The organism is Streptomyces sp. AM6-12, assembly GCF_044327085.1.
Lineage (GTDB): Bacteria > Actinomycetota > Actinomycetes > Streptomycetales > Streptomycetaceae > Streptomyces.
This window is the reverse complement of record NZ_JBIQWN010000001.1, coordinates 5,814,006-5,840,659: the sequence shown is the minus strand read 5'-3', so window position 1 is coordinate 5,840,659 and position 26,654 is coordinate 5,814,006. Positions and strand designations below refer to the sequence as shown.

Here is a 26,654-nt window from a genome sequence, read left to right as displayed (position 1 = left end):
CACAATAGATGCGATGCCGGAATACGAATTTGTCGACGTGTATGTGCCTCGCGGGGTGTCCCGCAAGGAGACCACACGTCTGCTGACGGACCATGCCGAGTACGGACACTGGGAGTTGGACCGCCTGAGCCTGCTGCGCGACGGCAGCCGCAAGGTTCGGCTGCGGCGGCGGATCATCCGCCAGGTGCGGGCCACCTGGTGAGACGGGACCGCTGAGGGCGAAGGGGGCGCGAAAGACGCGGAGCGGGCCCGCCGGTCTGGCCGGACCCGCTCCCCGTTCGCCGTCCGTCGCGCGATGATCGCCCGCGGCTAGGCCCTGGCGCGTGCCTTGCGGTAGAGCACGGCACCCGCGATCAGGGCGCCCGCGCCGGCCGGCAGTGCCAGGCCCAGCGGGAGGTCACTGCCGGTGTGCGCGAGCTGTCCCGTGGTCAAGGACGCCGAGGGACCCTGCGGAACGTGCACCTGGTGGGCGGGCGGGGTCGCCGGGGTGCCCGGCTTACCCGGCTGGCTCGGCTTACCCGGCTGAGACGGCTTACCCGGCTGGCTCGGCTTACCCGGCTGAGACGGCTGGCGCGGGTGGCCAGGGTGACTCGGGTGACCGGGGTGACTCGGGTGGCCAGGGTGACCGGGGTGGCTCGGCGGGCTGGTGTGGCCGCCGCCCGGTGGACGGCCGTGCGTCCCGCCGCTGTTGGCGCAGCCGTTGCCCGTGGCCGGGTTGCCCACGCCGACGACGTCGACGCTGTTGCCGCACACGTTCACCGGGACGTCGATCGGCACCTGGACGGTGTTGCCCGATCCCACGCCCGGCGAGCCGGAGGTGTGGCCGCCGGCGGCCGAGCCTCCGGAGCCGCCGTGGCCGTGACCGCCGCCGGAGTTGGCGCAGGCATTGCCCGCCGCCGGGTTGAGGAGCCCGACGACATTGACGGTGTTGCCGCACACGTTCACCGGCACGTGCACCGGCGCCTGGACGGTATTGCCCGACAGGACGCCGGGTGAGCCGGTGGCGGCACCGGACGCGCCCGCGTCCGCGTGTGCCATCCCGGTCGCGGCGGCGAGTACCCCGGTCGCCGCCGCCATGGTCATCAGACCCTTACGGGTTCCTTGTCGCATCGCTGCGTACCCCCCTGCCTTCGCTTGCCTTCACTGTCTGGGAAAAGGCCGGTCGGCCTCGGAGCGCATGGCGCGCGCTCCGAGGCCGACGGCTGGTAGAAGACGCCCCTCGGGGTGGAAAGCCCCTACGGGGAACCGGCGTCAGCTGTTGACGCAGGTGTTGCCGAAGGCGGGGTTCAGGAGCCCGATCACGTTGATCGTGTCGCCGCACACGTTCACCGGGACGTGCACGGGCACCTGGATGACGTTGCCGGAGACGACACCCGGAGAGTGCAGGGCGGCACCCTGGGCACCGGAGTCGGCGACGGCCAGGCCCGCGCCCGCGAGAACCAGCCCACCGGTGGCAGCCGCGGCAGCGACGACCTTCTTGATCATTGTTCCTCCTCGTTGGCAATGCGGCCCCAAGGTGCGGGGTCGCATCACCTGTAACGAGGAGGGAGTAATGGAGCTACGAGCTTATGGTCGCATTCACCCTTCTCAGTCGATCTCGAACGGGCGCCCGAAACCCCGGTGGTCCGGCTCGAACGCCCAGGGGCCGCTCAGGAGGCGTCGATGAACCGGTCGAGCACCCGCACGCCGAACTGGAGGCCGTCCACCGGCACCCGCTCGTCCACGCCGTGGAACATGCCGGCGAAGTCCAGCTCCGGCGGCAGCTTCAGCGGGGCGAAGCCGAAGCCGCGGATGCCGAGGTCGTCGAAGGACTTGGCGTCCGTGCCGCCGGAGAGCATGTACGGGACCGCCTTGGCGATGGGGTCCTCGGCGAGCAGCGCGGACTGCATGGCCTCGACCAGCGCCCCGTCGAAGCTGGTTTCGACCGCCTTGTCGGCGTGCACGTCCTCCCGGCGCACATGCGGGCCGAGCAGCCGGTCGAGGTCGCCGAGGAACTCCTCCTCGTATCCGGGCAGGAAGCGGCCGTCGATGTGCGCGGTGGCCTCGCCGGGGATGACGTTGACCTTGTAACCGGCGTTCAGCTGGGTCGGGTTGGCGGTGTTGCTCAGGGTCGCGCCGATCAGCTTGGCGATGCCGCCGAGCCTGGCGATGGTGGCCTCCATGTCCTCGGGGTCCAGCTCGGTGCCGAGCGCGTCGCCCAGCTCGTCGAGGAAGGCGCGGGTGGTCTTGGTGACGCGGACCGGGAACTTGTGCCGGCCGACGCGGGCGACCGCCTCGGACAGCTCGGTGATGGCGTTGTCCCGGTGGATCATGGAGCCGTGCCCGGCGGTGCCGGCCACGGTGAGCTTCATCCAGTGCATGCCCTTCTCGGCCGTCTGGATCAGGTAGAGGCGCCGCTGCTCGTTCACGGTGAAGGAGAAGCCGCCGACCTCGCTGATCGCCTCTGTGACGCCCTCGAACAGCTCGGGGTGGTGGTCGACCAGGTGGCGGGCGCCGAAGGTGCCGCCCGCCTCCTCGTCGGCGAGGAAGGCGACGACGATGTCGCGCGGGGGCCGCCGCCCGCTGCGCAGCCGGTCGCGCACCACCGCGAGGGTCATGGCGTCCATGTCCTTCATGTCGACCGCCCCGCGGCCCCATACGCATCCGTCGGCGATCTCGCCGGAGAAGGGGTGGTGGGTCCAGTCGTCGGCATTGGCCGGTACGACGTCGAGGTGGCCGTGGATGAGCAGGGCGGGCCGGGAGGGGTCCTCCCCCTCGATGCGGGCCACGGTGGAGGCGCGGCCGGGGTGGGACTCGTAGATCTTCGGCTCCAGGCCGACCTCCGCCAGCTTCTCGGCGACCCACTCGGCGGCCTGGCGCTCGCCGGGTCCGGAGTGGTCGCCGTAGTTGCTGGTGTCGAACCGGATCAGGTCGCGGCAGAGGTCCACGACCTCGTCTTCACCGGTGACGCCCTGGGCCGTGTCCTTCTCGCTCACGCTGCTTCCTCCCGCTTACCTGCTGGTGGGTCCCCCTCATCCTCTCTCCGCGCCGGGTCCGGGCCCAAGACCGGTCCCGGCCCGTCACACGCCGTTCACGCCCGCCCGCCGCGGACCGGGGGGTGATCAGCCACCCGGGAAAGCCTGGTAATGTTTTCCCTGTCGCCGCGAGGGAAACCCCGCCGAGGGAGAACCGCGCACGACAGACACCTTGTCCGGGTGGCGGAATGGCAGACGCGCTAGCTTGAGGTGCTAGTGCCCTTTATCGGGCGTGGGGGTTCAAGTCCCCCCTCGGACACCAGCGAAAACCCCAGTTGATCTGGGGTTTTTCTGTTTTTCGGGCTGCCGGGCGCCGGTGGTTTCAGGGGGTGGTCGCCGTGAGGCGCCACAGGGAGGTCACTTCCGCGCGGCGCGCGGCATGCAGTGGGTCGTCGCGGTTGCCGGCGCGGGGGTGGCGTGGCCGGGTGTCGAGGCGGTCCAGCACGGTGAGGCCGGCCTCGGCGAAGAGGGCGGGCAGTTCCGTGCGGGGGCGCAGGCCGAGGTGTTCGGCGAGGTCGGAGATGATCAGCCAGCCCTCGCGCCCGGCTCCAGGTGCGCCGGGAGTCCTTCGAGGAAGCCGCGGAGCATACGGCTGCAGGCGAGGGCCCGCGCGTCGCAGTCCGTCGCCAGCACCCGCTGGACACCGCGCCGGGCCGGCACGGCGGCGAGGACGCCGGTGCCCGTGCCCGATGTCGAAGGCCGTGGACCGCGCGGGCAGCGGCGCCTCGGCCACCAGGTCGACGTACTCGCCCCGCACCGGGGAGAACACGCCGTAGTGCGGGGTGATCGACTCGTCGAGCGCCGGGACGTGGACGCCCTTCCTGCGCCACTCCGCGGCCCCCATCACCCCTTGCAGCTCGCGCAGGGGCACGACATAGGGCTCGTCCGAGCTGCCGTACGCGCGCTCGCAGGCCAGTCGTACGTCGGGGGCCCTGCGCAGGGGGAGGACATGCCCGGCCGCGACCGGTACCAGCAGCATGCCGAGGATCCTCGCGCGACGTGACCGAGCCTGCCGGCAGAGGTGGAAGTCCGGCGTCACGGAGGACCCCGGTCCCGGCTGTTTCCGGTCGGCGCGGCGGGCCATCGCGTCCAGTAACTGGCGCGCGTTGTGGAAGTCGCCGTGCCATAGCAGCACGGTGCCCTCGCACGCCAGGCGGAAGGCGGTGTCCGCCTTCATGCCGTCATCGGCCACCACGACGCGTCCCGGCGGGGCCCCGTTCACCGACCGCCACCGTGCGCGGCGCTCCTCCCCCGGACTCTCCGGCCAGCGAATGGTCTGTTCTGCGCTCATCCTCCGCATCGTCCCCGAGTTGGGGGACCGTCCGGCCGTTCACGGCGTTTGTGCGGGGCCGGTTGACGGGCCGGAGGCGTGGAAGGTGAGGTTCGTGAAGGTGTGCCCCTGGATCACCGGGCCGTGCTGCGTGCCGCCGGTGATGCTGTTGTGCACCGCGCCGGGCGGGCCGGTCCGCACGAGAGGGGCGAACTCCTCCACCAGGAGCCGGAGTTCGGCCGCCGCGTCGGGGTTCTGTTCCAGCAGGCGGCGCAGCCGGAGCCGTACCGACGCCGTCAGGTCGGAGGTGAGGTCCTGTTCGTCGGCGGTCCCGGCGGCCGTGGCCAGGGCGGTGCGGGACTCCTCCAGTTCCCCGGCCACCGCGCCGGCCTCGCCGCCGCGCGCGAAGATCCGGACCAGGCGCCGCTTCGCCTGCTCCCACGCCTCGGTGGCCATGAGGCCGACCACCGTCGTCGCTCCGGTTCCGACCAGTGTCACCAGTTCCGCTTCCATGGAGCCCCCTCGTACGCGTCCTGTGGCCGGTTCGCCCAGGGTCGTCCACGATATGTCGCGGAGAACCGCGGCTGCCACGGGCGAGCGGCCTCGGAACAGCCGGTCAGGGGTAGTACGTTGACACTTCCTGGAGACGAGAAGGCGGAGGGCATCGGCGTGGACGACGAGCGCGAGGCGGGGGCGGCGGCGACCACGCACAACTCGGTCTCGGGGAACGCGGTGATCACCGGTCCGCTCGTGATGGCGGGCCGGGTGGAGTCACTGATCATGGCGCCCGCTCCGCCGAGCGTGGCGCCGCGTCAGATTCCCCCGGCCGCTTCGTCGTTCGTCAACCGGACGAAGGAGATCGACCGCCTGCGGTCGGTCGCGGACGCCCTGCGGGACTCGCGGGTGCCGGGGATCGTGGTCCTGTCCGGGCTCTCGGGGGTGGGCAAGACACAGCTGGTGGCGCAGTGGGTGGCACGGGCACTCGAGCCGTCGTACCCCGGCGGCCACCTCTACGTCGATCTGGAAGAGGGCAGACGCGACGGTGCCGTCGACGTGAGCGGCGTGCTGGCCGGCTTCCTGCGCTCTCTCGGGGTGCACCCGGAGTTCGTCCCGGCGGGTCTGGGCGAGCGCACCGCCCTGTTCCGCAGTGTCACCTCCGAACGCCACACCCTCGTGGTCGTCGACAACGCCCGGCAGGCGGCGGAGGTCCGCCCGCTCGTCCCCGCTTCCGGTCTTCTCGTGGCCATCAGCCGCACCGGTCTGCCCGCGCTGACCATGGACGGCGCGGTGACCATCGGGGTGGAACCGCTCGACGAACGGGCCGGGGTCGAGCTCGTGCACAGCTGGCGCGTCCCGGACGCGGACGACGCGGCGCGCACCCTGGTCCGGCGGTGCAGCGGTCTGCCGCTGGCGCTTCGTGCCGTCGGTGAATGGCTGGCGCAGCGCCCGCAGTTGGGGCTGGCCGATGCGGTACGGGCCCTGGACACCACCGGATTACCGGCTCCACAGGACGGGACGGCATCGGTGACCACGGTCCTGGACATGACCTATGCGGGTCTTTCCGACCACGCCAGGCAGCTCTACCTGCTTCTCGGCTGTCTGCCGGGTACGTCCGTCACGGCCGCTCTCGCGGCCGCGGCGGGCGTGCCGGCCGTCGAGGACGCGGTCGGTGAACTGCTCACGGACCATCTGCTGGTCGTCGTCCGCTCCGGTGACAGGCCGCGCCGCTTCCGCCCGCACGAGGTCGTGCGGGCGCACGCCCGGCAGAAGGCGAGCGGCCTTCCCGTGGCGGAGCGCCGCGCCGTGCTGCGGGCCGCGGCCGAGTTCTACGTGGCGGCCGCGGCCCATGCGGACATTCTCGTGCTCGGTGCGGGGCGCTTCCGGCTCCAGGCGCCGCCGGCCCGGTCGCTGGCGGAACTCTCGCCGGAAGAGCGGCTGTTCACCGACAGCGCGGAAGCGCTGGAGTGGCTGGACGCCGAGCGCGGCAACCTGCTGGCCGTGCTGCGGGCCGCGGCGTACGAGCGGTGGGACGAGCCGGTGTGGCAGCTGTGCGAGTCCCTGTGGGCGCTGTACCACAGCCGCAAGCACCATCTGGACTCCATCGAGGCACATACGGCGGGGATCGAGGCGGCCCGGCGCTGCGGGCGGACGGACGCCGAAGTCCGCATGCGCAACCAACTGGCGCGCGCTCACTATGAGTTGGGGGCGTACGAGGAGGCCGGCCGCGAACTGGACCGCGCGGCGGCGCTGCTCGACCGGGTCGAGGACGCCCGGCTGAGCGGCATGATCCATGAGACGCAGGGGCTCGTCGCCCTGGCCGCCGGACGGCCCGAGGACGCCTATGCCCTGTTCGGCCGGGCGCTGGAGGCCAACGCGTCCCGTGCCGACACGCACGGAGTCGTGGTGCAGTCGTACAACGTGGGCCAGGCGCTCGTCGCCGCCGGGCGTGCGCAGGACGCGCTCGACGTGCTGGACGAGGCCAGGGCGGCGGCCGTCGGCAGTGGGGACGTCTCGATGCTGCCCCGCGTCGACATCGTCCGGGCCAGGGCCCTGCGGGGGCTGAACCGGCTCGGGCCGGCGGCCGAGGCGGCGATGCGCGCGGCGGAGCAGGCGAGCGAGCGCAAGCAGTACGCCAAGCTGGACCAGGCGCTGGGGGTGCTGTCCCAACTGGCCGCCGACACCAGCGACCTGACGCTCCGCGCCGCCTGTGAGGCGAAGCTGCGTGAACTGCACAGGGGTGTGGGAGTGCCGTCCGAAGACGACTGAGCCGATCGAGGCGACCGATCCGATCGACGCGACCGAGCTGATCGAGGCGGCCGATCCGATCGAGGCGACCGATGCGATCGACGCGACCGATCCGATCGAGGCGGCCGGCCGGGCCGTTCGTACCGGCCGGGGAGATCGACCGCCCTCGCGTACCCGTTCCGACCCCCATCATCTGAGCCCCGGAGGGACCGTTGCCCCTGATGCGTCGCTCGCGCAAGCCACGCGGCCACTCGCGTTGGAACACCTGGCCGCCGCCCAAGGCGGAGGTGCTGGGGGTCGCCCGCACCCTCACCTCGGCGACCCGTGTGCTCGACGTCATGGACCTGCTGCGCGTCGAGGACGGCATCGCCAAGTACTACACGGTCAATCCCGGTTCCGCCTTCGCCGACGGTCTGCACGAGTATCTGGCGTCCGTGGTGGGCCAGAACGTGCTGACCTGGGAGGAGGCCACGCGCCGCTCCTTCCATCTGGCGGTCGCCTGTGCCGTGCATCCGTCGATGCGCCGACTGGACGCCCCCCTGATGGTGATGCCGCACGGCGCCGGCTACAACCGCCTGGTCAGCGAGTCGACCGGGGACGCCACCTCGCCCGCGGGCCTGTCCCGCAGGGAGCTGGTGCACCGCGGCAAGGTGGTGCCCGCCGCGATCGGCCTGTCGCACCACGACCAGCTCGCCAGGTTGTTCAGGACCTGCCCGGAGGCCGTGCCGCGGGCGGAGGTGATCGGCGATTGGTGCTTTCAGCGGATCAAGGACAGCGAGGGACAGCGCGATTGGTACCGCGCGCGGTTGGGGGTGGCCGACGGGCGCCGTCTGGTGGTGATCCACTCCACCTGGAGCGAGCACTCGCTGCTGGGGCGGCACCCGCGGCTGCCGCTCGACCTCGTCACCGCCCTGCCCGCCGACGAGTTCGCGGTGGCGGCCGTCTTCCACCCCAATGTGTGGGCCAGGCACTCCTGGTCGTCGGTGCTGGAGCGGCTGCGCGGGCCCATGGAGGCGGGGCTGATGGTGATACCTCCGCAGGAGGGGTGGCGGGCGGCGGTCGTGGCCAGCGACTGGGTCATCGGCGATCACGGAAGCACCACCTTCTACTCCGCCGCCGCCGAGCGTGTCACGCTCCTCGCGGCCGACGGGCTGGAGGAACTCGACCCCGCCTCGCCCGCCGCGGCGTTCGGGCGGACCGCGCCCAGGCTCGATCCCGAGGGCGATCTGCACGCGCAGCTGCTGAAGGCCGAACGGGAGCACGACCCGGACGTGCTGCGGCCCGTCATCGACAGCCAGCTCGCCGACATCGACAAGTCCGGGGAACTGACCCAGCGCCGGATGTACGAGTTCCTGGCCCACCGTGGTGTACGGCTGCCCCGGCAGCCGCCCGAGCCGCGGCCGGTCCCGGACCCGGAGCCGGAGCGGCACCGGCCGCCCACCGCGTACGAGGCGACCGGGGCCGTGGGGTCCGACGGCTCGGTCGAGGTGCGGCGCTGGCCCATGGTGGCGGGCGGCCAGGGGCAGGAGCGCGGGTTCTACGCCGTGGCGGCCGAGTCGCCCCACCCGCTGTGGTCGCAGAGCGCGGACGTGGTCGCGCGCACCGTCGCCGTCGCGGAGCCGGCACCGGCAGAGTGGTGCCTGCGCGAGGCGCCGAGGAGGCCCGGCGCCGCGGTGCTGGTCGCGCGGATCGACGAGACGTCCGCCGTCGTATGGCTGCGGGACATCCTGTTCGAGGCCCGCACGGTCCGTTCCTGGGGTGCGCCGCGACCGGAACTTGACCCCTTGCTGCTGGGCGCGGCCGTCAACCTGTGGCTGACCCAGGGCAGGAGCGGCGCGGAACTCGTCAACGGGCTGGTGGTGCGTACCGGCCGGCGCAGCATCCGGGTGGCCTTCACGAAGCCCGTCGCCGAAGAGTCCGGAATCTCCCCGAAGGGCGGGTCGTCCCTAGACTTGGAGGGTGGCCCGGGTCAATGACGAGGTCGAGGCGGTGCTCAGGGAGTACGCCGATCTCATCGCGATCACCGGAGGCGACGCGTTCAAGGCGCGCGCCTACGAGAAGGCGGCGCGTGCCGTCGGGGGGTATCCGGCCGATGTCTCGAAGCTGGACGAACAGGGGCTGCGGGAGATCCCGAACGTGGGGCGGTCGATCGCCGAGAAGGTGATCGAGTACCTGCGCACCGGGAAGATGGCGGCCGTCGAGGAGCGGCGGGCCCGGATTCCCGCCGGGGTGCGGGAGTTGATCACCATCCCGACGCTCGGTCCGAAGAAGGCGCTGCGGCTGTACGAGGACCTGCACATCTCCTCGGTGAGCGAGCTGGCCGCGGCGATCGAGGCGGACCGGCTGGCCGATCTCAAGGGGTTCGGGGAGAAGACGCAGGACAACATCCGGCACGGGATCGAGCTGCTGCGGCAGGCGGGGGCGCGGGTGCCGCTGTCGCTCGCGCTGGACACCGCCGAGGAGATGGTGGGCGCGCTGGGCGAGGTGACCGGGTGCCGGCGGTGCGGGTACGCCGGGTCGCTGCGGCGGATGCGGGAGACCGTCGGGGATCTGGACATCCTGGTGGCGGCGGGGAAGTCGGCGCCCTTCATGGCGGCGCTGTGCGAGCTTCCGGGCACGGCCGAGGTGATCGCGCGGGGCACGAAGAAGACATCGGTGCGCACCGGCAAGGGGCTCCAGGTGGATCTGCGGGTGCTGCCGCCGAAGTCGTGGGGCGCGGGACTCCAGTACTTCACGGGTTCCAAGGCGCACAACATCCGTACTCGCACGATCGCCGTGCACCGGGGGCTGAAGCTATCGGAGTACGGCGTGTTCGACACGGAGACCGGGGAGTCGGTGGCGTCGCGCACCGAGGAGGAGGTGTACGCGCGGCTCGGGCTGCCGTGGATCCCGCCGACGCTGCGGGAAGACCGCGGGGAGATCGAGGCGGCGCTGCGCGGTGAGCTGCCGCGGGTGGTGACCGAGCGGGACATCCGCGGTGACCTGCACACCCATACGGATCTCACGGACGGTCTCGCGTCCCTGTACGCCATGGTGGAGGCGGCGGCGGAGCGCGGATACGCGTACTACGCGGTGACCGATCACGCGCCGGACCTGTCCATGCAGCGGATGACGGACGAGAAGGTGCTCGCCCAGCGGGAGCGGCTGCGGGAGCTGGACGGGGCGCACCGCCGGATGCGGCTGCTGCACGGTACGGAGCTGAACATCGGGCCGGACGGCGGCCTTGACTGGCCGGACGCGTTCCTGGCCGGTTTCGATCTGTGCGTGGCCTCGCTGCACTCGCACTTCGACCTGGGGCGCAAGGCGATGACACGGCGGCTGGTGCGGGCGGTGGAGAACCCGTACGTGAACGTCCTCGGGCATCCCACCACCCGGCTGATCGGCCGCCGACCGGGGGTGGACGCGGACTGGGACGAGGTGTTCGCGGCCTGCGCGCGCACGGGGACCGCGCTGGAGGTCAACGCTCAGCCGGACCGGCTGGACCTCGGGGACGAGGACATCCTGCGGGCGCGGGCGCACGGGGTGCGGTTCGCGGTGAACACCGACGCGCATTCGGTGCCGCATCTGGCGCAGCTGCGGTACGGCATCGGCACCGCCCAGCGCGGCTGGCTGACCCCGGACGAGGTGATCAACACCTGGCCGCTGACCCGGCTGCGGCGGTTTCTGCGCAAGGGCGGGCGCTGAGTCTCGGGGAGCGGTGCGTACGACGAGGGAGCGGAAGACCCTAGACGTGCGCGGGTGCCAGGTGGTCCGTGAACCAGTCGCGGGCCAGGTCGGTCACCCGTTCCAGCGTGCCCGGTTCCTCGAAGAGGTGGGTGGCGCCGGGGACGGTCTCCAGGCGGTTCTCGCAGCGCAGCCGGGCCCGCGCCGCCCGGTTGAGGTCGAGGACCAGCGGGTCGGCGCCGCCGACGATCAGCAGGGTGGGCGCGGTGACCTCGGGCAGCCGGGATCCAGCCAGATCGGGGCGGCCGCCGCGGGAGACGACGGCGGCGGGGTGCCCCTCGGCCGCGGCCCACAGGGCGGCTGCCGCGCCGGTGCTGGCGCCGAAGTAGCCGACGGCGAGGCCGGAGGTCTCCGGCTCCGCGCGCAGCCAGCGGGTGGCGGCGAGCAGCCGGCCGGCCAGCAGCGGGATGTCGAACACGTTGTCCCGCTCCTGTGCCTCCGCGTCGGTGAGCAGGTCGAACAGCAGGGTGCCGAGCCCGGCACGGTGCAGGCCCTCGGCGACGTGCCGGTTGCGGGGGCTGTGCCGGCTGCTGCCGCTGCCGTGCGCGAAGGCGACGACGCCGGTGGCGCCCTCGGGCACGGCCAGGCTGCCGCCCAGCCGTACGGCACCGGCCGGCACGGTCACCTCCCGTGCGGTGCCGGCGGGTCCGGCGGCCTCCGGTGCGGGGTTCGTACGGCGCCGCCGTGCCCGGCGCAGACACGCCGTGACCTCCGCGTCCTCGGTCTGCGCGAAGTCGTCGTAGAACTGCCCGACGGCGGCGAAGTCCCACGGGGTGTGCAGGCTGACCAGGTCGTCGGCGTCGCCGCCGAGGCGGTGGGCGAAGTCGCGGGGGGCGACGGGGACCGCGAGCACGACGCGGGCGGCGCCGCGGGCGCGGGCCACCTGGCAGGCGGCGCGGGCGGTGGAGCCGGTGGCCACCCCGTCGTCCACGACCACGGCGGTGCGGCCGGCGAGCGGGACGGAGGGGCATGCGCCCCGGTAGCGTTCGGCGCGCTCGGCGAGCACCCGGCGCTCGCGCTCCTCGACCCGCGCGAGTTCCTCGTCGCGCACGCCGGTGCCGCGCAGCACGTCCGCGTTGAGCACCCGCACGCCGTCCTCGCCGATCGCGCCCATCGCCAGTTCGGGCTGGTACGGCACCCCGAGTTTGCGCACGAGGCACACGTCCAGCGGGGCGTCCAGGGCCGCGGCGACCTCGGCGGCCACCGGTACTCCCCCGCGTGGCAGTCCCAGCACCACCACGTCCTGGCCGCGCAGGTGTTCCAGGCGGGCGCCGAGCCTGCGTCCCGCTTCCAGCCGGTGGGGGAACCGCACGACGGGCCTCACTCCCCCGGCAGCCAGAGCGGTGCGGGATTCTCGTCGTCGGCCGCGCCCAGCGCCCGCATGTCGCCGTTGGCGGCGCGCACCAGCAGCCGGCCCATGGCGATCAGGGCGCGTCCGGCCGCGAGTTCGTCGCCGATCTCGGGTATGTCGCGGTCGTCGGGGCTGCGGCGGGCCTCGGCGTGGCTCTCCAGGACGTTGTCCCCGGTGTCCAGGACGACCCGGGCGGTGGTGTCCGGGTCGTGCTCGGACAGGTACAGGTTCAGCCGCCACTCCTTGACGGCCGGCGGGTGGTGGCTGCTCACGGGTCGGGTCATCGTCCGTCCCTCCTCCCTCGCGGCACGGGCCTCGGGCGTGTCGGGCCGTACGTCCGCGGTGGGCCCGCCCGTCTGCGCTGCGTGGGTCCGCCCGTTCTCCACTGTGCACCCGCCCGGCGGCGGACGCCTCCCCTGCCCGGGACCCGGCACAATGGGGCGCATGACCACGCGCGCCACCTGCCCCTGCGGACTGCCGCAGTCCTACGACGCCTGCTGCGGCCGCTTCCACTCGGGCGCCGCGAGCGCGCCGACCGCCGAGCTGCTGATGCGCTCCCGGTACTGCGCCTTCGTCAAGGGCGACACGGGTTACCTGTTGCGCACCTGGCATCCGCGGACCCGGCCCGAGCGGCTCGACCTCGATCCCCGGATGCGGTGGACCGGCCTGGAGATCCTCGACGGCACCGACGGTTCCGCCTTCCACCCCACCGGGACGGTGACCTTCCGCGCCTCCTACCGGGGCGGCTCCCTGCACGAACGCAGCCGCTTCGAGCGGGTGGCCGGGGCGTGGGTGTACGTGGACGGGGACTTCCTGGAGTAGGTCCCGTGTGACCCGGCTAGGGCGCCAGGATGTCCAGTTCCTGGAGGGCGCCCGTGGTGATCTGGCGGGTGAGTTCCTCGGCGCGCGCCGCGTCGCGGGCGCGTACCGCCTCGGCCACCTGGACATGCAGGGTGACGGCGGCCGGGTCGGGGTCCTCGAACATGACCTCGTGCCGGGTGCGGCCGGTCAGCACCTCGGCCACGACGTCGCCGAGGCGGGCGAACATCTCGTTGCCGGAGGCGGTGAGGACGACCCGGTGGAAGGCGACGTCGTGGAACAGGTACTCGGCGAGCCGGTGGCCGCGGGAGTGGGCGACCATGCCGAGCGCGCACTCGGTGAGTTCGGCGCACTGCTCGGCGGTGGCGTGCCGGGCCGCGAGCGCGGCGGCGGCCGGTTCGATCGCGGAGCGCAGCACGGTGAGCGAGCGGAGCTGGTGGGGGCGGTCGGCGCCGGCCAGCCGCCAGCGGATGACCTGCGGATCGTAGACGTTCCACTCGCACCTGGGGCGGACGGTGACGCCCACCCGGCGGCGGGACTCGACCAGGTGCATGGATTCCAGGACCCGCACCGCCTCGCGCATCACGGAGCGTGACACCTCGAAGTGCTGGGCGAGTTCGTCGGTGCGCAGAGTGCTGCCCGGCGGGTACTCGCCCGCGGTGATCGCGGGGCCGAGGGAGTCCAGTACGCGGCCGTGCAGCCCCCGGCCCGGTGTGCTCATGCACTCAGCGTACGGCGTGGGTCACGGAAACAAAAAGTCAGACTTATACGTCACAGACTCTTGAATTCGTCGTACCTAATGGGTTTCAGTGTGGCGACGCCGTCGTGGCGTCGGATGTCGAGGAAGACAGCGAGGCAGTACATGCGAACCCCCCAGGTCGTCGTCGTGATGGGCGTCGCGGGGACGGGCAAGACCACGATCGGTCCCCTGCTCGCCGCGCGACTGGGCGTCCCGTACGCCGAGGGCGACGACTTCCACCCCAAGGCCAACATCGACAAGATGACGGCCGGTATCCCGCTGGACGACGGTGACCGCGGGCCCTGGCTGGACGCCATCGGCCACTGGGCGCACGGGCGGGCGGGGCTCGGCGGGGTGGTCAGCAGTTCGGCGCTGAAGCGGGCGTACCGCGACCGGCTGCGGGCGGTGGCGCCCGGAGTCGTCTTCGTGCACCTGACGGGCGACCGGAAGCTGATCGAGGACCGGATGGCACGGCGGCAGGGCCACTTCATGCCGACCGCGCTGCTGGACTCGCAGTTCGCCACGCTGGAACCCCTCGGGCCGGACGAGGCCGGCGTCGCCGTGGATGTCGGCGGCGAACCCGAGGAGATCGCCGAACGCGCCGTACGGGCGCTGGACCGGCTGTCCACCGCATCCGCGCAGCAGTAGCGTCCCTCCCCAACTCCCCGTAACCGCAAGGATCCCCCGTGACCAGACTCAGCGTCGAGATGCTGGCAGCGGACACTCCTCCGCCGATCTCCACCGCAGGACACGTCCAGTTGGGCATCGCCGTCCTGGTGGGCATAGCGGTGATCGTCCTGCTCATCACCAAGTTCAAGCTGCATGCCTTCCTGGCGCTGACCATCGGATCGCTGGCGCTGGGCGCGGCCGCCGGTGCGCCCCTGGACAAGGTGCTCACGAGCTTCACCACCGGCCTCGGCGCCACGGTCGCGAGCGTCGGTGTGCTGATCGCGCTGGGCGCCACGCTCGGCAAACTGCTCGCCGACTCCGGGGGCGCGGACCAGATCGTGGACACGATCCTGGCCAGGGCCGGGGGCCGGGCGATGCCGTGGGCGATGGTGCTCATCGCCTCGGTGATCGGGCTGCCGATCTTCTTCGAGGTCGGCATCGTGCTGCTGATCCCGGTGGTGCTGATGGTCGCCAAGCGCGGCAACTACTCCCTGATGCGCATCGGCATCCCGGCGCTCGCCGGTCTGTCCGTGATGCACGGCCTGATCCCGCCGCACCCCGGCCCGCTGGTCGCGATCTCCGCACTGCACGCCAACCTGGGCGTGACGCTGGCGTTCGGCATCCTGGTGGCCATCCCGACGGTGATCGTCGGCGGTCCGCTGTTCTCGAAGGTCGCGGCCCGCTGGGTGGACGTCCCGGCGCCGGAGCGGATGCTGCCGCAGCGGCCCTCGCAGGAGCTGACGCGCCGGCCGAGCTTCGCCGCGACGCTGGTCACCATCCTGCTGCCGGTGGCACTGATGCTGCTCAAGGCCCTGGTGGACATCGTCGTCGACGACCCCGCGAACACCACCCAGCGCGCCTTCGACGTCATCGGCGCCCCGCTGATCGCCCTGCTCGCCGCCGTGATCGTCGGCTTCTTCACGCTGGGCCGGCCCGCCGGGTTCAGCAAGGAGCGGCTCCAGGCCACGGTGGAGAAGGGCCTGATGCCCATCGCGGGCATCCTGCTGATCGTGGGCGCGGGCGGCGGCTTCAAGCAGACGCTGATCGACTGCGGCGTGGGCCAGATGATCCTGGACGTGTCCAGGAGCTGGTCGATCCCGGCAGTGCTGCTGGCCTGGCTGATCGCCGTGGTGATCCGGCTCGCGACCGGTTCGGCGACGGTGGCGACGGTCTCGGCGGCCGGTCTGGTCGCCCCGCTCGCGGCGGACATGTCGACCGCGCACACCGCGCTGCTGGTCCTGGCGATCGGCGCCGGCTCGCTGTTCTTCAGCTTCGTCAACGACGCCGGGTTCTGGCTGGTCAAGGAGTACTTCGGACTCACCGTCGGCCAGACCGTCAAGACGTGGTCGATCATGGAGACAATCCTGTCGGTGGTCGGCGGCGCGCTGGTGCTGCTGCTGTCGCTGGTGGTGTAGCGACGGCGGTACGAGGAGGAAGGCCCGCCCCATCTCGTGGGGCGGGCCTTTCCGCGGGCCGGGAGGGTTTACTCGTGCGGGCGCCATAGAGAGTGCTGGCGTTTCGCCCACTCCCGGCTGACCGTTCCCGTGCGCAGCCCCTTCCGTGCCTCCGGGTCGCCCAGTGCCATGCCGATGTGGCCGGCGAGGACGACGGCGATGGTGAGGGCGAGCCAGTCGTGCACGAAAGTGGCGGAGGTGCGCCAGACCAGCGGGGCGAGGTGGGTGAACCACATGAGCAGGCCGGTGCCGAGCATGACCAGGGTCGCCCCGGCGATCCAGGCGGCGTAGATCTTCTGCCCGGCGTTGAACTTGCCCGCCGGGCGCGCCTCATGGCGCCGGTCGCGGCTCAGCGCGGCCCACAGCCAGACCTTGTCGTGCGGACCGAACCGGTTCAGGAAGCGCAGGTCGGCGCGGAAGGCGCGGGAGGCCAGGCCCAGCAGGACGGGGACGGGCAGGGCGAGCCCGGCGCACTCGTGGACGCGGACGACCAGTTCGCGGCGGCCGACCAGGACGGCGAGCTGGGGGATGTAGAGGACGGCCGCGGTCAGCACGCAGACGCCCATCAGCGCGCCCGTGGCCCGGTGCACCCAGCGTTCGGCGCGGGAGAAGCGGCGGATCCGGGCGGCGGGGCGGGCCGGGGTGTCAGCTCGTAGGCTCATCGGTGCGTCCGTTCGAACGGCCGACCCAGGCGTCGACGTCGTAGCCCAGGTTCTCCCAGTAGCCCGGCTCGACGCGGTCGGTGACGGTGATGCCGGAGAGCCACTTGGCGGACTTGTAGAAGTACATGGGCGCGACGTAGAGGCGGACGGGACCGCCGTGGTCGTGGCCGATGTCCTTGTTCTGCATGCGCAGGGCGACCAGGACGTCCGGGCGGCGGGCCTGGTCCAGGGTGAGGCTCTCGGTGTAGGTGCCGTCGAAGCAGGTGAAGCGGATCGCCCTGGCGGTGGGGCGGACCCCGGCGGCGTCGAGCAGATCGGCGAGGCGTACGCCCTCGAAGGGGGTGCCGGGGACCCGCCAGCCGGTGACGCACTGGACGTCCCTGACCAGCCGGGTCTGCGGCAGGGCGCGCAGGTCGGCGAGGGTGTAGGCGCGCGGGCGGTCGACCAGGCCGCCGACGGTCAGGCGGTAGTCACTGGCGTTCTTGTGCGGGACGGAGGCGGCGACCGAGTAGTAGCGGAAGCCGCCGCCGTTGGGCAGCAGCCCGGTCAGGCCCGTCGGGTCGTTGCCGGCGAGGCTCTCCAGGGCGCGTTGCAGGGTGGGCGCGGCGAGCACGCCCAGGGCGCCCAGGCCGAGGGTGCCGAGGAAGACGCGGCGGCCGACGGGGGTACCGTCCCGCTCCTCGGGGGGTTCGGGGTTCACCTCCTCATTCGAACACCGGGGACGCGGGGTGACCAGGGAAGCGGGGCACGGGTCAGGGATTCGTAAGGAATGCGGGGGTGGGTCCGTGGGGGGGGGCCGCGCGGACGCCGTCAGGAGGGCGGGGCCAGGGCGTGGGCGAGGGCGTGGGCGCGGGCCGTGCGGAAGGCGGTCCAGGGGTCGCGGTGCGGGTAGTACCAGGGAGCTCGGGTGGCGTGGGCGCCGATGCGCCGGAAGAGGACGGCGGCCTCGGCGGGGCGGCCGGCGCAGGAGAGCGCGAACGCGAGGTGGTTGAGGTCGACGTGCCGGCGCGGGTGTTCGTCGTGCTCCCACTCCAGCCACCAGTCGAAGCCGGCCCGCAGGATCCGGTGGGTGCGCGGCCCGGACCAGTGCGCCGAGGCGGCGGGGTCGGCCGGGGCGAGCCCGGTGGCGGCGAGCACCCGGTAGCGCTCGGCGAGGGCGACGACCGGCAGGACGGCCAGCGGGGAGTCGGCGGGGGCCTCGGCGGCGGCCAGCTCGGCGAGGTCGTACACCTCGTGGGACTCGTACCGCTCGCCCGAGGGCCGTTCGGCGAGGCGGGCGACGAGGAGGTGGTGGGCGTGGTGGTGCTCGGGGTGGCGGCGGCGCACCTCGGCGAACACGTCGAAGACCTCGCGTTCGGGCCCGAGGGTGCGGGCGAGGCGGAGCAGGCCGAGCCAGGGGGTGGGGTCGGCGGGGGCGAGCGCGGCGGCACGCTCGCATGCCGCGCGGGCCCGTTCGGGGTTCTCCCGGCCGCGCAGGGCGCGCCGGACGCGGGCGAGGGCGAGCAGCGCGGCGGCGTCCGGGGAGCCGGGTTCGGTCTGGAGCCAGTCGAAGGCCCAGGCGGCGGCGTACGGCTCGCGGGCGAGCACGGTCAGCCGGTGGCCCCTGCGGTCCCAGTCCTCGCCGGTGTGCAGCAGCAGGGAGCGGGCGGCCTGGCGGCGGCCCTGGACCAACGCGGCGCGGGCGGCGCGCAGTTCGGGGTCGCCGAGGGCGCCGTCGTAGCCGCCTGGGAGGTCCGGGGCGGTGGCGCCGGAGGAGTCTGGAGCGGTGGCGCCGGGGAGAGCCGGGGCGGTGGCACCGGAAAGGTCCGGGAGGGTGGCGCCGGAGGGGTCCGGAGCGGTGGCGCCGGTGGGGTCCGTGCGGGCCCGGCGCACGACGAGCGGGGGCGGGAGTGGTGTCACCGCGGGTCTTCCTGTTTCTCGGGCTGCCATCGGCCGATCACACACAGCAAACCCGCAGGCCACGGTTTGCGTCAAGCGGAACGCTGATGTTAATGGGTTCAACTACCGTTCTCCGCAGCGGAATTGGGGTATAGGCGCGTATACGTGACCGTCTGGAGCCGCGACCCGGAACCGGTGCGGGGCGCGCCGCTGTGGCGTACGCCATGCCGTCGCGCCGGGGTGTGTGGCGTACACCATGGCGCCCGGCGCTCCCGGTGCCGACCATGGCGGGGCAACCGCCCCTTTCCGGGTTCTTCCGGGGCAATGCCGTGCCAGGGGCGCTACAGTCGGCCACTACGCGTCCGTGGTCCGGCCGGATGATCGAGGTACGCAGCGTGTCGGTTCTGGTTCTCCTCCTCGCCGTGAGCGCGGCCTGCTGTCTGGGCCTCGGCTTCGTGCTCCAGCAGAACGCCGCCCAGCAGGCGCCGCTGAGCGACTTCCTGTCGTTCCGGCTGCTGCTGGACCTGATGCGGGTGCCGCGCTGGCTGGGCGGTCTCGGGCTGATGGTGGCCGGCATGGTGCTGGGCGCGGTGGCCCTCGGCGAGGGTGAGATCTCGCTGGTGGAGCCGCTGCTCGCGACCAATCTGCTGTTCGCGCTCGCACTCTCCCGCCACCAGACCAAACAGCCGCTGGGGCGCCAGGGTTGGGCGGGGCTGCTGTTGCTCGCGGGCGGGGTGAGCGCGTTCATCACGGCGGGTGAACCGCGGGCCGGCCACGCCGTCGCCGATCCGCTGCGGCACTGGCTGATCATCGGCGCGGTGGTGGGCGTGGCCCTGGCACTGACGACGTACGCCAAACGCTCCCGGCTGAGCTGGTCCGCCGCGCTGCTGGCCCTGGCCGCCGGGCTGCTGTACGGGGTGCAGGACGCGCTGACGCGGGTGAGCGGCACCCTCTTCTCCGCCGGCGGCTTCGCGGAACTGTTCACCAGCTGGCAGCCGTACGGCGTGTTCGCGTGCGGGGTCACCGGGCTGGTGCTGGTGCAGAGCGCGTTCGAGACGGCGCCGCTGCGGATGTCGCTGCCCGCGCTCACCGCGGCCGAGCCGCTCGCCGGGATCCTGTGCGGGGTGGGCTTCCTCGGCGACCGGCTGCGCACCGACACCGGGGCGCTGACCTGGGAGGCGGCCGGGCTCGCGGCCGTGGTCGGGGGCATCGTGCTGCTCGGCATGCACCCGGCCATGCCCTGCGGCACAACAGAGTCCGAACCCCCGGCCCACGAACTCCAGCGCCGCTGAGGCCTCCGGCGGTTTCGGGGGCGGCGGCACCGGGGGCTCCGGCGAGCCGGGGGCCAACTCGACGCCGGAGGCTTGCGCCGAGCCGGAGGTCGTCACTGTCAGCATCCGGCGGTACCGATGGCATCCGCCGAAGCCGGGGCGGCCTCCGCTCCAGGGGGACTTCGCCGAGCCGGGGGCTTGCACGGTGCCAGGGCTTACGCGATGACGGGGGGCTTTCGCCGAACCGGGAGCCTCCGCCATAGCGTCAGTATCCGGCGGTACCGGAGGCTTCCGCCGAGCCGGGGCGGCCTCCGCTCCGGGGGCCTCCCCCACGCCGACGGTCGTCCACCGTAGCGACAGCGCCCGCCGCACCGGGGCCTCCACCACGTGGGCCCTCCACCACGCCAGGGGCCACCTCCGCACCGGAGCTCTCCGCTGAACCGAGGGGCTCCCCCGAGCCGACGGCCCGCACCGCAGCGGCAGCCCCCGCCGCGCCAAGGCCTCCACCACGCGGGGCCTCCACCTGGCCACGGCGGCTTCCACTCCCGGGGACTCCGCCGCACCAGAGCCCCCGAGCCGGAACGTCCTCCGCGCCGACAGCCCGCGCCGCAGCGGCAGCGTTCGCCGCGCCGGGGCAGCCGCCGGTCTCGGGGGCTTCCGTCGAGCCGCGGCGGCCCCCGCTCCGGGGGTCCGACGCACCGGGGGCCTCCTCAGAGCCGGGGCCTCCATCGCGCGGAGGAGCCTCCGCCCTGGCGGCACAGGGGCGTTCACCCTGCGGGGTGGCCGCCCTTTGGTTGCTCCCTCCCTGCCGGGTAGCGCGGCCCCGCGCACCACGTGGTCCCTCACGCCGCCCCCCCCAGCCGCCCCCGTGCTTGGATTGGGGCATGAATCCTGCTGACGAGATTCTCGACATCGTCGATGAACACGACCGCGTCGTCGGGCAGTTGCCGCGGGGTGAGGTGTACGAGCGCGGGCTGCGTCATCGCTGTGTCTTCATCCAGGCCAGGGACGCGGCCGGGCGGATCTTCGTGCACCGGCGCACCGCGACCAAGCTGGTGTTCCCCTCGCTGTACGACCCGTTCGTCGGCGGGGTGGTGGGCGCGGGCGAGTCCTATGACGAGGCGGCGCTGCGGGAGGCCGAGGAGGAGCTGGGCGTGTCCGGGCTGCCCCGGCCGACGCACCTGTTCACGTTCCTCTACGACGACGGCGCCGGGAAGTCCTGGTGGTCGGCGGTGTACGAGGTGCGCTGCGAACTGCCCGTGCACCCGCAGGCGGAGGAGGTCCAGTGGCACGCCTTCCTCACCGACGAGGAGGTCGAGGCGCGCCTCGGCGAGTGGGAATGGGTGCCGGACGGCCTGGCGGCGTACCGGAAGCTCGCGGAGTTCCGCGCCGGGAACTGAACCCCGACGACCGGCCCCGCTCCCCCGTGGCGCCCGTCACGTTTCCCGTCCGGTTCGCCGTGCGCACTGGACGGCATACCGACCGGTCGGCATCATGAGTCGAGTCCCGTACGCGACACGCGACCCCACGACCCACCACCCGTTCGAGGAGTGATTCATGAGCGCCGACCACCCGCCCGGACTCGACCTGGACCGGCTGCGCGCCCTGCTGGAACGCGAGCGCCCCGGACTGGTGCGGGGGCCGCTCTCCGGACGGCTGATCGAGGGCGGGCGGTCGAACCTCACCTACGCGCTGACCGACGGCACCTCGGAGTGGGTCGTCCGCCGCCCGCCGCTCGGCCATGTCCTCGCCACCGCGCACGACATGAGACGCGAGCACCGGGTGATCAGCGCCCTGCACCCCACCTCCGTGCCGGTCCCGGCGCCGGTGCTGCTGTGCGAGGACGAGGAGGTGCTCGGCGCGCCGTTCTACGTGATGGAGTTCGTGGCGGGCACGCCGTACCGCACTCGCGCGCAACTCGCCCCGCTCGGCGAGGAGCGGGTGCGCAGCGCGGTGCTGTCCCTGGTGGACACGCTGGTCGAGCTGCACGCGGTGGACCCCGCCGAGGTGGGCCTCGGAGACTTCGGCCGCCCGGAAGGCTATCTGGACCGGCAGCTGCGCCGCTGGGGCAAGCAGCTGGACGCCTCCCGCAGCCGCGAGCTGCCCGGCATCGACGAACTCCACGCCGAACTGGGCCGCCGGCTCCCCGCCTCGCCCGCCGCCACCGTCGTACACGGCGACTACCGGCTGGACAACGTGCTGATCGGGGCCGACGACACGATCACCGCGGTCCTGGACTGGGAGATGTCCACGCTCGGCGACCCGCTGACCGACCTCGGTCTGCTGGTGATGTACAGCCGCACCCTGGACGTGCCGGACTCGCCGGTGTCCACCACCGCCGAGGCGCCGGGTCACCCCGCGCCCGAGGAGCTGATCGAGCGGTACGCGGCGCGCTCCGGGCGGGACGTGTCGGCCGTCTCCTGGTACGAGGCGTTCGCGTTCTTCAAGCTCGCCGTGATCCTGGAGGGCATCCACTACCGCTTCACGCTGGGCCAGACGGTCGGGCGCGGTTTCGACCGGATCGGCGAGCTGGTGCCCGTCTTCATCGACCACGGACTGACCACCCTTCAGGAAGGCTGATCCGCCATGGACTTCGCGTTCGACGCGCGCACCGAGGAGATGCGGGCCAGGCTGCTCGCCTTCATGGACGAGTACGTCTACCCGGCCGAGTCGGTCGCCGAGGAGCAGCGGGCCGCGCTCGCCTCGCCGTGGGACACCCCGGCGGTGGTGGAGGAGCTGAAGGCCGAGGCCCGCAGGCAGGGGCTGTGGAACCTGTTCCTGCCTGACGCGCAGTACGGCGCGGGCCTGACGAACCTCCAGTACGCGCCGCTCGCCGAGATCACCGGGCGGTCCCCGCACCTGGCGCCGATCGCGACCAACTGCGCGGCGCCCGACACCGGGAACATGGAGGTGCTGGCGCAGTTCGGCGACGAGGCGCAGAAGAAGCAGTGGCTGGAGCCGCTGCTCGCCGGTGAGATCCGGTCCGCGTTCGCGATGACCGAGCCGGAGGTGGCCTCCTCGGACGCCACCAACATCACCACCCTCATCGAGCGGGACGGCGACGAATACGTCATCACCGGCCGCAAGTGGTACATCTCCGGGGCGATGAACCCGGACTGCAAGATCTTCATCGTGATGGGCAAGACGGACCCGGAGGGCGCGGACATCCGCCGCCAGCAGTCCATGGTCCTGGTCCCGCGCGACACGCCCGGCGTGACCGTCAAGCGGGCCATGCAGGTGTTCGGTTACGAGGATCACTCCCACGGCGGACACGCCGAGGTCGTCTTCGACCGGGTGCGGGTGCCGGTCGCCCATCTGATCGGCGAGGAGGGCGGCGGCTTCGCCATCGCGCAGGCCCGGCTCGGTCCCGGCCGGATCCACCACTGCATGCGGCTGATCGGCATGGCCGAGCGGGCGATCGAGCTGATGTGCCGGCGCGCGGTCTCCCGTACGGCCTTCGGCAAGCCGCTGGCCCAGCAGGGCGTGGTGCAGAACTGGATCGCCGACGCGCGGGTGACGGTCGAGCAGCTGCGGCTGCTGGTGCTGAAGACGGCCTGGCTGATGGACACCGTCGGCAATCGGGGCGCGCACACCGAGATCCAGGCCATCAAGATCGCCACGCCGCGCGCGGTGGTCGGCATCCTGGACCGGGCGATCCAGCTGCATGGCGCGGGCGGGGTGAGCCAGGACTTCCCGCTGGCCGAGCTCTACGCCGCCGCCCGCACCCTGATGCTGGCCGACGGCCCGGACGAGGTGCACCAGCGGTCGCTGGCCCGGCGCGAGCTGAAGAAATACCTGTAGTACCGCTAGGCGGACACGAGCAAGGGGCGGCCCTCGGCGGGGCCGCCCTTGCCCGTCGGTCGGGGGCGCGGCGCGCGCTGCTCAGGGACGCAGCGCGCGCAGCAGCAGGTCCGCGAGGTGGTCGGCCACCTGCTGGGGGCTCAGCGGGCCGTCCGGGCGGTACCAGGTGGACAGGTGGTGGACGGAGCCGAAGTGGTAGTCCACGACCAGGTCGGCCGGGGTCGCGGTGGAGAAGACGCCGGATTTCTGCCCCTCCTCGATGAGCGCGCGGAACCGTTCGTGGTAGCGGCGCCGTTCGGCCCGTACCTGCTTGTGCTTCTCCGGGCTGAGCTGGTGCATGGAGCGGAAGAAGATCGCGGCGTCGTCCAGGTTCTCGATGGTCGACACCACCACGTCCGCCGCCGCTCCCCGCAGCCGGGTCTCCACGGGCGCGTCCATGTCGGCGAAGTGGTCGAGCCGCTCCTGCTGGACGCGGAGCATGCGCGCGTACACCTCGTGCAGCAGATCGTCCTTGGAGCCGAAGTAGTGGTACAGCGCTCCCTTGGTGACGCCGGCCGCCTCCACGATCTCCTGGACGGAGGTCCGGTCGTAGCCCTGCTCGGCGAAGAGCCGGGTGGCGGCGGCCAGCAGCCGCTGCGGAACAGGTGCTCCGTCGCCGTCCGTCGTCCTGGGCACTGCCGCCACCTGCCTCTCCGTGTTGTCGCCAGTTGTGACGATGTAGCTAGTTCCGACGTTCGCCGTCGCCTCGGGAGCGCAGCTCCCGACGGAGGATCTTCCCACTCGAGGTCTTGGGCAGCTCGGGCAGGATCTCCACCTGGCGCGGATATTTGTAGGCGGCCAGTCTCTCCTTGCAGTACACCGCGAGTTCATCCGGGTCCGCGTCGGCGCCCGGACGCAGGCTGATGTACGCCTTGACGGTCTCCCCGCGATAGCCGTCCGGGACGCCGACGACGGCCGCCTCGCGCACCGCCGGATGGGTGTACAGGACGTCCTCGACCTCGCGCGGCCACACCTTGAACCCGGAAGCGTTGATCATGTCCTTCTTGCGGTCCACGACGTAGAGCCAGCCCCGCGGGTCCATGAACCCGATGTCGCCGGTGCGCAGTTCGCCACCGGGGAAGGTCTCGGCGGTGGCGTCCGGGCGGCGCCAGTAGCCGGGGATCACCTGCGGGCCGCGCACCACGATCTCGCCCTGCTCGCCGAACGGCACGTCCGCGCCGCGCTCGTCCACGATCCGCACGATCGTGTCCGGCCCCGGCAGCCCGACCGCGAGCGTCCCGGAGACCGGGTCGACCGGCGCCTCCAGAGCGGAGGGCACGGAGGCGCAGGGGGCGGTGCACTCGGTGAGCCCATAGCCGTTGCGGATGTACACCCCGAACCGCTCCCGGAACCCCTCCACCAGCGCGGGCGGCAGCGGGGCGCCGCCGGAGGAGAGGTGCACGAAGGAGGAGAAGTGCTCGGGTCCGGCTCCCGGGTGGGCGGCGAGTGCCATGAAGGCGGTGGCGGGGCCGACCGTGAACACCGGGCGGTGCTCCGCGAACGCCTCCAGGACGACGCCCGGCTCGAACCGGTAGGCGAGCACCAGGGTGCCGGCGCTGTTCAGGCAGGCGGCGAACTGGCAGACCATGCCGGTGATGTGGAACAGCGGCGCGAGCCCGAAGTAGACCGGCCCCTCGGGCAGCGGGAGCCCGGTGCGCTGCCGTTCCGCGGTGTACATGATGTTGCCGTGGGTGTTGGTGGCGCCCTTGGGGGTGCCGCTGGTCCCGGAGGTGTAGCTGATCAGCGCGATGTCGCCGGGCCCCGCCGCCCGCCCCTCCGGCGCCCGCCCGCCCTGCCGGGCCACGGCGACCAGGTCCTCCGTGTCGGGGGCCTGCGGGAGCCGCTCGAAGGCCAGCACCCGGGCGTCGTCGCGCGTCTGGAAGTCCCGCTCGCACGCGGTGAGCACGATCCGCACCGGCGAACCGGCCGCCGTCTCGCGCAGGTACGACTCCCACGCCCGGTCGGAGCAGATCAGCGCGGTCACCTCGGCGTCCCGCAGCACATGGCCGACCTCGGCCGACTTGTACATCGGGTTGACCGGCACCACGATGGCGCCCGCCTTCCAGGCGCCGAGCACGGCCAGCACGAAGTGCGGGGAGTTCTGGAGGAGTACGGCCACCCGGTCGCCGCGCTCCAGTCCGCGCGCGGCGAGGTGGGCGGCGATGGAGTCGCTGAGCTCGTCCACCTCGCGGTAGCTCAGCCGGGCGTCGAAGTAGGCGAGGAAGGTGCGCTCGGGCGCCTCGGAGACGGCGGCGCGCAGGGCGTGCACCAGCGAGTCGGCGGGGTCGATGGGGGCCCGCTGGGCGTCGTCGAGCAGGGCGAGCCAGGGCCTGGACGCGTAGCCGGAGTCGCTCACGATGCCTCCTCCACCTTCCGCTGGATGTGGTTCATGCCGGCCAGCCAGCGCTCGGGGTCCGCGGCGCGCGCCCGGTAGCGGGCGCTGGTCTCCGGGTGCGGAAGGATCAGGAAGCGGTCCTCCTCGATGCCCTTGAACAGCGCGTCGGCCACGTCCTCCGGCTCGATGGCGGTCGGTACCAGCACCACCTCGCCCGCGGTGCCGGTGGCCGCGAGCATGTCGGTGCGCACGCCTTCCGGGCAGATCGCGTGCACCTTCAGACCCCGGTGGCGGTACGTCAGGGACAGCCATTCGGCGAACGCGTAGGCGCCGTGCTTGGTGACGCTGTAGGAGGGGGCGTCGACCATGGTGAGCAGTCCGGCGGCGGAGACGGTGGCGACGAACCGGCCGCTGCCCCGCTCCAGCCAGTGCGGCAGCAGGGCGTGGGCCGCGCGGACGTGCGCCATCACATTGACGTCCCAGGCCAGCGCCCAGGACCGCTCGTCCAGCGGCCCGCCGATGTCCCCGTCCGAGAAGCCGACCCCGGCGTTCGCGCAGTACACGTCGATGGTCCCGCCGAGCGCGTCCCGTGCGTCCTGGACGATCGCGGAGGCGTCGCCGGGCACGGCGGTTCCGCCGATCTCCGCGGCCACCGCCTCGGCCTTCGGCCCGTCCAGGTCGTTCACCACGACCCGCGCCCCGGCCCCGGCGAACCTGCGGGCCAGCGCGGCCCCGATCCCCCCACCGGCCCCGGTGACGACGACTCCCGCACCCTGCATGGCTTCCACCATCGGCTCCTCCGACACGACGCGACTCGGCACAGCGACGCCAGACTAACCGGTCGGTATGTGTGAAGGAAGGGTCATCGCACCAACCTCTAGAGG

24 protein-coding genes, 1 tRNA gene and 1 pseudogene are annotated in these 26,654 nt (G+C 72.7%); 12 read left to right on the top strand and 14 right to left on the bottom strand.

All coding sequences use genetic code 11. From position 1 onward, the window contains the following. Nucleotides 1-13: 13 nt before the first annotated feature. Nucleotides 14-202, top strand: coding sequence for a DUF5703 family protein (locus tag ACE4Q9_RS26585; RefSeq protein ID WP_028801646.1), 189 nt, complete (start codon nucleotides 14-16; stop codon nucleotides 200-202). Between the two features lie 107 nt (nucleotides 203-309). Here ACE4Q9_RS26585 and ACE4Q9_RS26580 read toward each other — a convergent pair whose 3' ends face one another. The 3 genes from ACE4Q9_RS26580 to ACE4Q9_RS26570 all read right to left on the bottom strand — a co-directional run bounded on the left by ACE4Q9_RS26580 (nucleotide 310) and on the right by ACE4Q9_RS26570 (nucleotide 2,975). Then, the gene (locus ACE4Q9_RS26580) at nucleotides 310-1,110 is read right to left on the bottom strand and encodes a chaplin family protein (protein ID WP_397986754.1); all 801 of its coding nucleotides are present in this window, start codon (nucleotides 1,108-1,110) and stop codon (nucleotides 310-312) included. A 141-nt stretch (nucleotides 1,111-1,251) separates the two neighbouring features. After that, on the bottom strand, nucleotides 1,252-1,485 hold the full coding sequence (chpH, locus tag ACE4Q9_RS26575; RefSeq protein WP_085563988.1) for a chaplin ChpH: 234 nt from the start codon (nucleotides 1,483-1,485) through the stop codon (nucleotides 1,252-1,254). Between the two features lie 164 nt (nucleotides 1,486-1,649). After that, complete coding sequence (locus ACE4Q9_RS26570) at nucleotides 1,650-2,975, bottom strand: M20/M25/M40 family metallo-hydrolase (protein WP_397986753.1); 1,326 nt, start codon at nucleotides 2,973-2,975, stop codon at nucleotides 1,650-1,652. Between the two features lie 213 nt (nucleotides 2,976-3,188). On the opposite strand from ACE4Q9_RS26570, the gene ACE4Q9_RS26565 reads away from it, so the two are divergent. Next, nucleotides 3,189-3,276, top strand: a tRNA-Leu gene (locus ACE4Q9_RS26565). Nucleotides 3,277-3,336: 60 nt separating this feature from the next. Here the strand turns inward: ACE4Q9_RS26565 and ACE4Q9_RS26560 are convergent. Together ACE4Q9_RS26560 and ACE4Q9_RS26555 are read right to left on the bottom strand one after the other, a co-directional pair. Next, nucleotides 3,337-4,305, bottom strand: a pseudogene (locus ACE4Q9_RS26560) (50S ribosomal protein L11 methyltransferase). A 39-nt stretch (nucleotides 4,306-4,344) separates the two neighbouring features. Then, nucleotides 4,345-4,797, bottom strand: coding sequence for a hypothetical protein (locus ACE4Q9_RS26555; RefSeq protein ID WP_397986752.1), 453 nt, complete (start codon nucleotides 4,795-4,797; stop codon nucleotides 4,345-4,347). A 117-nt stretch (nucleotides 4,798-4,914) separates the two neighbouring features. Between ACE4Q9_RS26555 and ACE4Q9_RS26550 the strand changes: the two genes are divergently transcribed. The 3 genes from ACE4Q9_RS26550 to polX all read left to right on the top strand — a co-directional run bounded on the left by ACE4Q9_RS26550 (nucleotide 4,915) and on the right by polX (nucleotide 10,713). Next, the gene (locus tag ACE4Q9_RS26550) at nucleotides 4,915-7,050 is read left to right on the top strand and encodes a hypothetical protein (RefSeq protein ID WP_397986751.1); all 2,136 of its coding nucleotides are present in this window, start codon (nucleotides 4,915-4,917) and stop codon (nucleotides 7,048-7,050) included. A gap of 200 nt (nucleotides 7,051-7,250) precedes the next feature. After that, nucleotides 7,251-9,005, top strand: a complete 1,755-nt coding sequence (locus ACE4Q9_RS26545; RefSeq protein WP_397986750.1) for a hypothetical protein — start codon at nucleotides 7,251-7,253, stop codon at nucleotides 9,003-9,005. Then, entirely contained in the window at nucleotides 8,989-10,713 is a 1,725-nt protein-coding gene (gene polX / locus ACE4Q9_RS26540) for a DNA polymerase/3'-5' exonuclease PolX (RefSeq protein ID WP_397986749.1), read from the top strand. The genes ACE4Q9_RS26545 and polX overlap by 17 nt, the downstream gene beginning before the upstream one ends. A gap of 40 nt (nucleotides 10,714-10,753) precedes the next feature. Here the strand turns inward: polX and ACE4Q9_RS26535 are convergent, their stop codons facing one another. Together ACE4Q9_RS26535 and ACE4Q9_RS26530 are read right to left on the bottom strand one after the other, a co-directional pair. Then, complete coding sequence (locus ACE4Q9_RS26535; RefSeq protein WP_397986748.1) at nucleotides 10,754-12,064, bottom strand: phosphoribosyltransferase family protein; 1,311 nt, start codon at nucleotides 12,062-12,064, stop codon at nucleotides 10,754-10,756. Between the two features lie 8 nt (nucleotides 12,065-12,072). Next, a complete protein-coding gene (locus tag ACE4Q9_RS26530) occupies nucleotides 12,073-12,387 on the bottom strand; it encodes a dsRBD fold-containing protein (protein ID WP_397986747.1) in 315 nt (104 codons plus the stop codon). A gap of 160 nt (nucleotides 12,388-12,547) precedes the next feature. Between ACE4Q9_RS26530 and ACE4Q9_RS26525 the strand changes: the two genes are divergently transcribed. Continuing rightward, nucleotides 12,548-12,925 (top strand): YchJ family protein, encoded by a 378-nt coding sequence (locus tag ACE4Q9_RS26525; RefSeq protein ID WP_397986746.1) that lies wholly within the window; start codon nucleotides 12,548-12,550, stop codon nucleotides 12,923-12,925. Nucleotides 12,926-12,941: 16 nt separating this feature from the next. On the opposite strand, the gene ACE4Q9_RS26520 is transcribed toward ACE4Q9_RS26525, so the two are convergent. Continuing rightward, nucleotides 12,942-13,643 carry a FadR/GntR family transcriptional regulator gene (locus ACE4Q9_RS26520; RefSeq protein WP_397986745.1) on the bottom strand — a complete coding sequence of 234 codons (702 nt, stop codon included), beginning with the start codon at nucleotides 13,641-13,643 and terminating at the stop codon, nucleotides 12,942-12,944. Between the two features lie 141 nt (nucleotides 13,644-13,784). Here ACE4Q9_RS26520 and ACE4Q9_RS26515 point away from each other — a divergent pair, with 141 nt between their 5' ends. Then, nucleotides 13,785-14,309, top strand: a complete 525-nt coding sequence (locus ACE4Q9_RS26515) for a gluconokinase (protein WP_397986744.1) — start codon at nucleotides 13,785-13,787, stop codon at nucleotides 14,307-14,309. A 38-nt stretch (nucleotides 14,310-14,347) separates the two neighbouring features. Next, nucleotides 14,348-15,745: a gluconate:H+ symporter gene (locus tag ACE4Q9_RS26510; protein WP_397986743.1), complete on the top strand. Its 1,398-nt coding sequence runs from the start codon at nucleotides 14,348-14,350 to the stop codon at nucleotides 15,743-15,745. A 68-nt stretch (nucleotides 15,746-15,813) separates the two neighbouring features. Here ACE4Q9_RS26510 and ACE4Q9_RS26505 read toward each other — a convergent pair whose 3' ends face one another. The 3 genes from ACE4Q9_RS26505 to ACE4Q9_RS26495 form a co-directional block, all read right to left on the bottom strand. Further along, nucleotides 15,814-16,446 (bottom strand): cytochrome b/b6 domain-containing protein, encoded by a 633-nt coding sequence (locus ACE4Q9_RS26505; RefSeq protein WP_397986742.1) that lies wholly within the window; start codon nucleotides 16,444-16,446, stop codon nucleotides 15,814-15,816. After that, nucleotides 16,430-17,146 (bottom strand): molybdopterin-dependent oxidoreductase, encoded by a 717-nt coding sequence (locus ACE4Q9_RS26500; RefSeq protein ID WP_397986741.1) that lies wholly within the window; start codon nucleotides 17,144-17,146, stop codon nucleotides 16,430-16,432. Before ACE4Q9_RS26500 ends, ACE4Q9_RS26505 begins: the two co-directional genes overlap by 17 nt. A 110-nt stretch (nucleotides 17,147-17,256) precedes the next feature. Continuing rightward, complete coding sequence (locus tag ACE4Q9_RS26495; protein ID WP_397986740.1) at nucleotides 17,257-18,345, bottom strand: hypothetical protein; 1,089 nt, start codon at nucleotides 18,343-18,345, stop codon at nucleotides 17,257-17,259. 374 nt (nucleotides 18,346-18,719) lie between these two features. Here ACE4Q9_RS26495 and ACE4Q9_RS26490 point away from each other — a divergent pair, with 374 nt between their 5' ends. From ACE4Q9_RS26490 to ACE4Q9_RS26475, 4 genes are all read left to right on the top strand, one after another. After that, a complete protein-coding gene (locus ACE4Q9_RS26490) occupies nucleotides 18,720-19,616 on the top strand; it encodes a DMT family transporter (RefSeq protein ID WP_397986739.1) in 897 nt (298 codons plus the stop codon). Between the two features lie 863 nt (nucleotides 19,617-20,479). Beyond that, on the top strand, nucleotides 20,480-20,995 hold the full coding sequence (locus ACE4Q9_RS26485; protein WP_397986738.1) for an NUDIX hydrolase: 516 nt from the start codon (nucleotides 20,480-20,482) through the stop codon (nucleotides 20,993-20,995). A gap of 157 nt (nucleotides 20,996-21,152) precedes the next feature. Continuing rightward, nucleotides 21,153-22,175, top strand: a complete 1,023-nt coding sequence (locus tag ACE4Q9_RS26480) for a phosphotransferase family protein (RefSeq protein WP_397986737.1) — start codon at nucleotides 21,153-21,155, stop codon at nucleotides 22,173-22,175. Between the two features lie 6 nt (nucleotides 22,176-22,181). Further along, nucleotides 22,182-23,396, top strand: a complete 1,215-nt coding sequence (locus ACE4Q9_RS26475; RefSeq protein ID WP_397986736.1) for an acyl-CoA dehydrogenase family protein — start codon at nucleotides 22,182-22,184, stop codon at nucleotides 23,394-23,396. An 81-nt stretch (nucleotides 23,397-23,477) separates the two neighbouring features. On the opposite strand, the gene ACE4Q9_RS26470 is transcribed toward ACE4Q9_RS26475, so the two are convergent. The 3 genes from ACE4Q9_RS26470 to ACE4Q9_RS26460 are packed head-to-tail and all read right to left on the bottom strand — an operon-like array spanning nucleotide 23,478 to nucleotide 26,561. Beyond that, nucleotides 23,478-24,071, bottom strand: a complete 594-nt coding sequence (locus ACE4Q9_RS26470) for a TetR/AcrR family transcriptional regulator (protein ID WP_397986735.1) — start codon at nucleotides 24,069-24,071, stop codon at nucleotides 23,478-23,480. 46 nt (nucleotides 24,072-24,117) lie between these two features. Next, the gene (locus ACE4Q9_RS26465) at nucleotides 24,118-25,791 is read right to left on the bottom strand and encodes a class I adenylate-forming enzyme family protein (RefSeq protein WP_397986734.1); all 1,674 of its coding nucleotides are present in this window, start codon (nucleotides 25,789-25,791) and stop codon (nucleotides 24,118-24,120) included. After that, the gene (locus ACE4Q9_RS26460; protein ID WP_397986733.1) at nucleotides 25,788-26,561 is read right to left on the bottom strand and encodes an SDR family oxidoreductase; all 774 of its coding nucleotides are present in this window, start codon (nucleotides 26,559-26,561) and stop codon (nucleotides 25,788-25,790) included. Before ACE4Q9_RS26460 ends, ACE4Q9_RS26465 begins: the two co-directional genes overlap by 4 nt. Between the last annotated feature and the right edge of the window lie 93 nt (nucleotides 26,562-26,654).

Coding starts and splice junctions, on each gene's coding strand:
- ACE4Q9_RS26585 (WP_028801646.1), top strand. CDS start 14: ATGCCGGAATACGAATTTGTCGACGTGTATGTGCCTCGCGGGGTGTCC.
- ACE4Q9_RS26580 (WP_397986754.1), bottom strand. CDS start 1,110: ATGCGACAAGGAACCCGTAAGGGTCTGATGACCATGGCGGCGGCGACC.
- chpH (WP_085563988.1), bottom strand. CDS start 1,485: ATGATCAAGAAGGTCGTCGCTGCCGCGGCTGCCACCGGTGGGCTGGTT.
- ACE4Q9_RS26555 (WP_397986752.1), bottom strand. CDS start 4,797: ATGGAAGCGGAACTGGTGACACTGGTCGGAACCGGAGCGACGACGGTG.
- ACE4Q9_RS26545 (WP_397986750.1), top strand. CDS start 7,251: ATGCGTCGCTCGCGCAAGCCACGCGGCCACTCGCGTTGGAACACCTGG.
- ACE4Q9_RS26530 (WP_397986747.1), bottom strand. CDS start 12,387: ATGACCCGACCCGTGAGCAGCCACCACCCGCCGGCCGTCAAGGAGTGG.
- ACE4Q9_RS26525 (WP_397986746.1), top strand. CDS start 12,548: ATGACCACGCGCGCCACCTGCCCCTGCGGACTGCCGCAGTCCTACGAC.
- ACE4Q9_RS26520 (WP_397986745.1), bottom strand. CDS start 13,643: ATGAGCACACCGGGCCGGGGGCTGCACGGCCGCGTACTGGACTCCCTC.
- ACE4Q9_RS26515 (WP_397986744.1), top strand. CDS start 13,785: ATGCGAACCCCCCAGGTCGTCGTCGTGATGGGCGTCGCGGGGACGGGC.
- ACE4Q9_RS26505 (WP_397986742.1), bottom strand. CDS start 16,446: ATGAGCCTACGAGCTGACACCCCGGCCCGCCCCGCCGCCCGGATCCGC.
- ACE4Q9_RS26485 (WP_397986738.1), top strand. CDS start 20,480: ATGAATCCTGCTGACGAGATTCTCGACATCGTCGATGAACACGACCGC.
- ACE4Q9_RS26480 (WP_397986737.1), top strand. CDS start 21,153: ATGAGCGCCGACCACCCGCCCGGACTCGACCTGGACCGGCTGCGCGCC.
- ACE4Q9_RS26475 (WP_397986736.1), top strand. CDS start 22,182: ATGGACTTCGCGTTCGACGCGCGCACCGAGGAGATGCGGGCCAGGCTG.
- ACE4Q9_RS26460 (WP_397986733.1), bottom strand. CDS start 26,561: ATGGTGGAAGCCATGCAGGGTGCGGGAGTCGTCGTCACCGGGGCCGGT.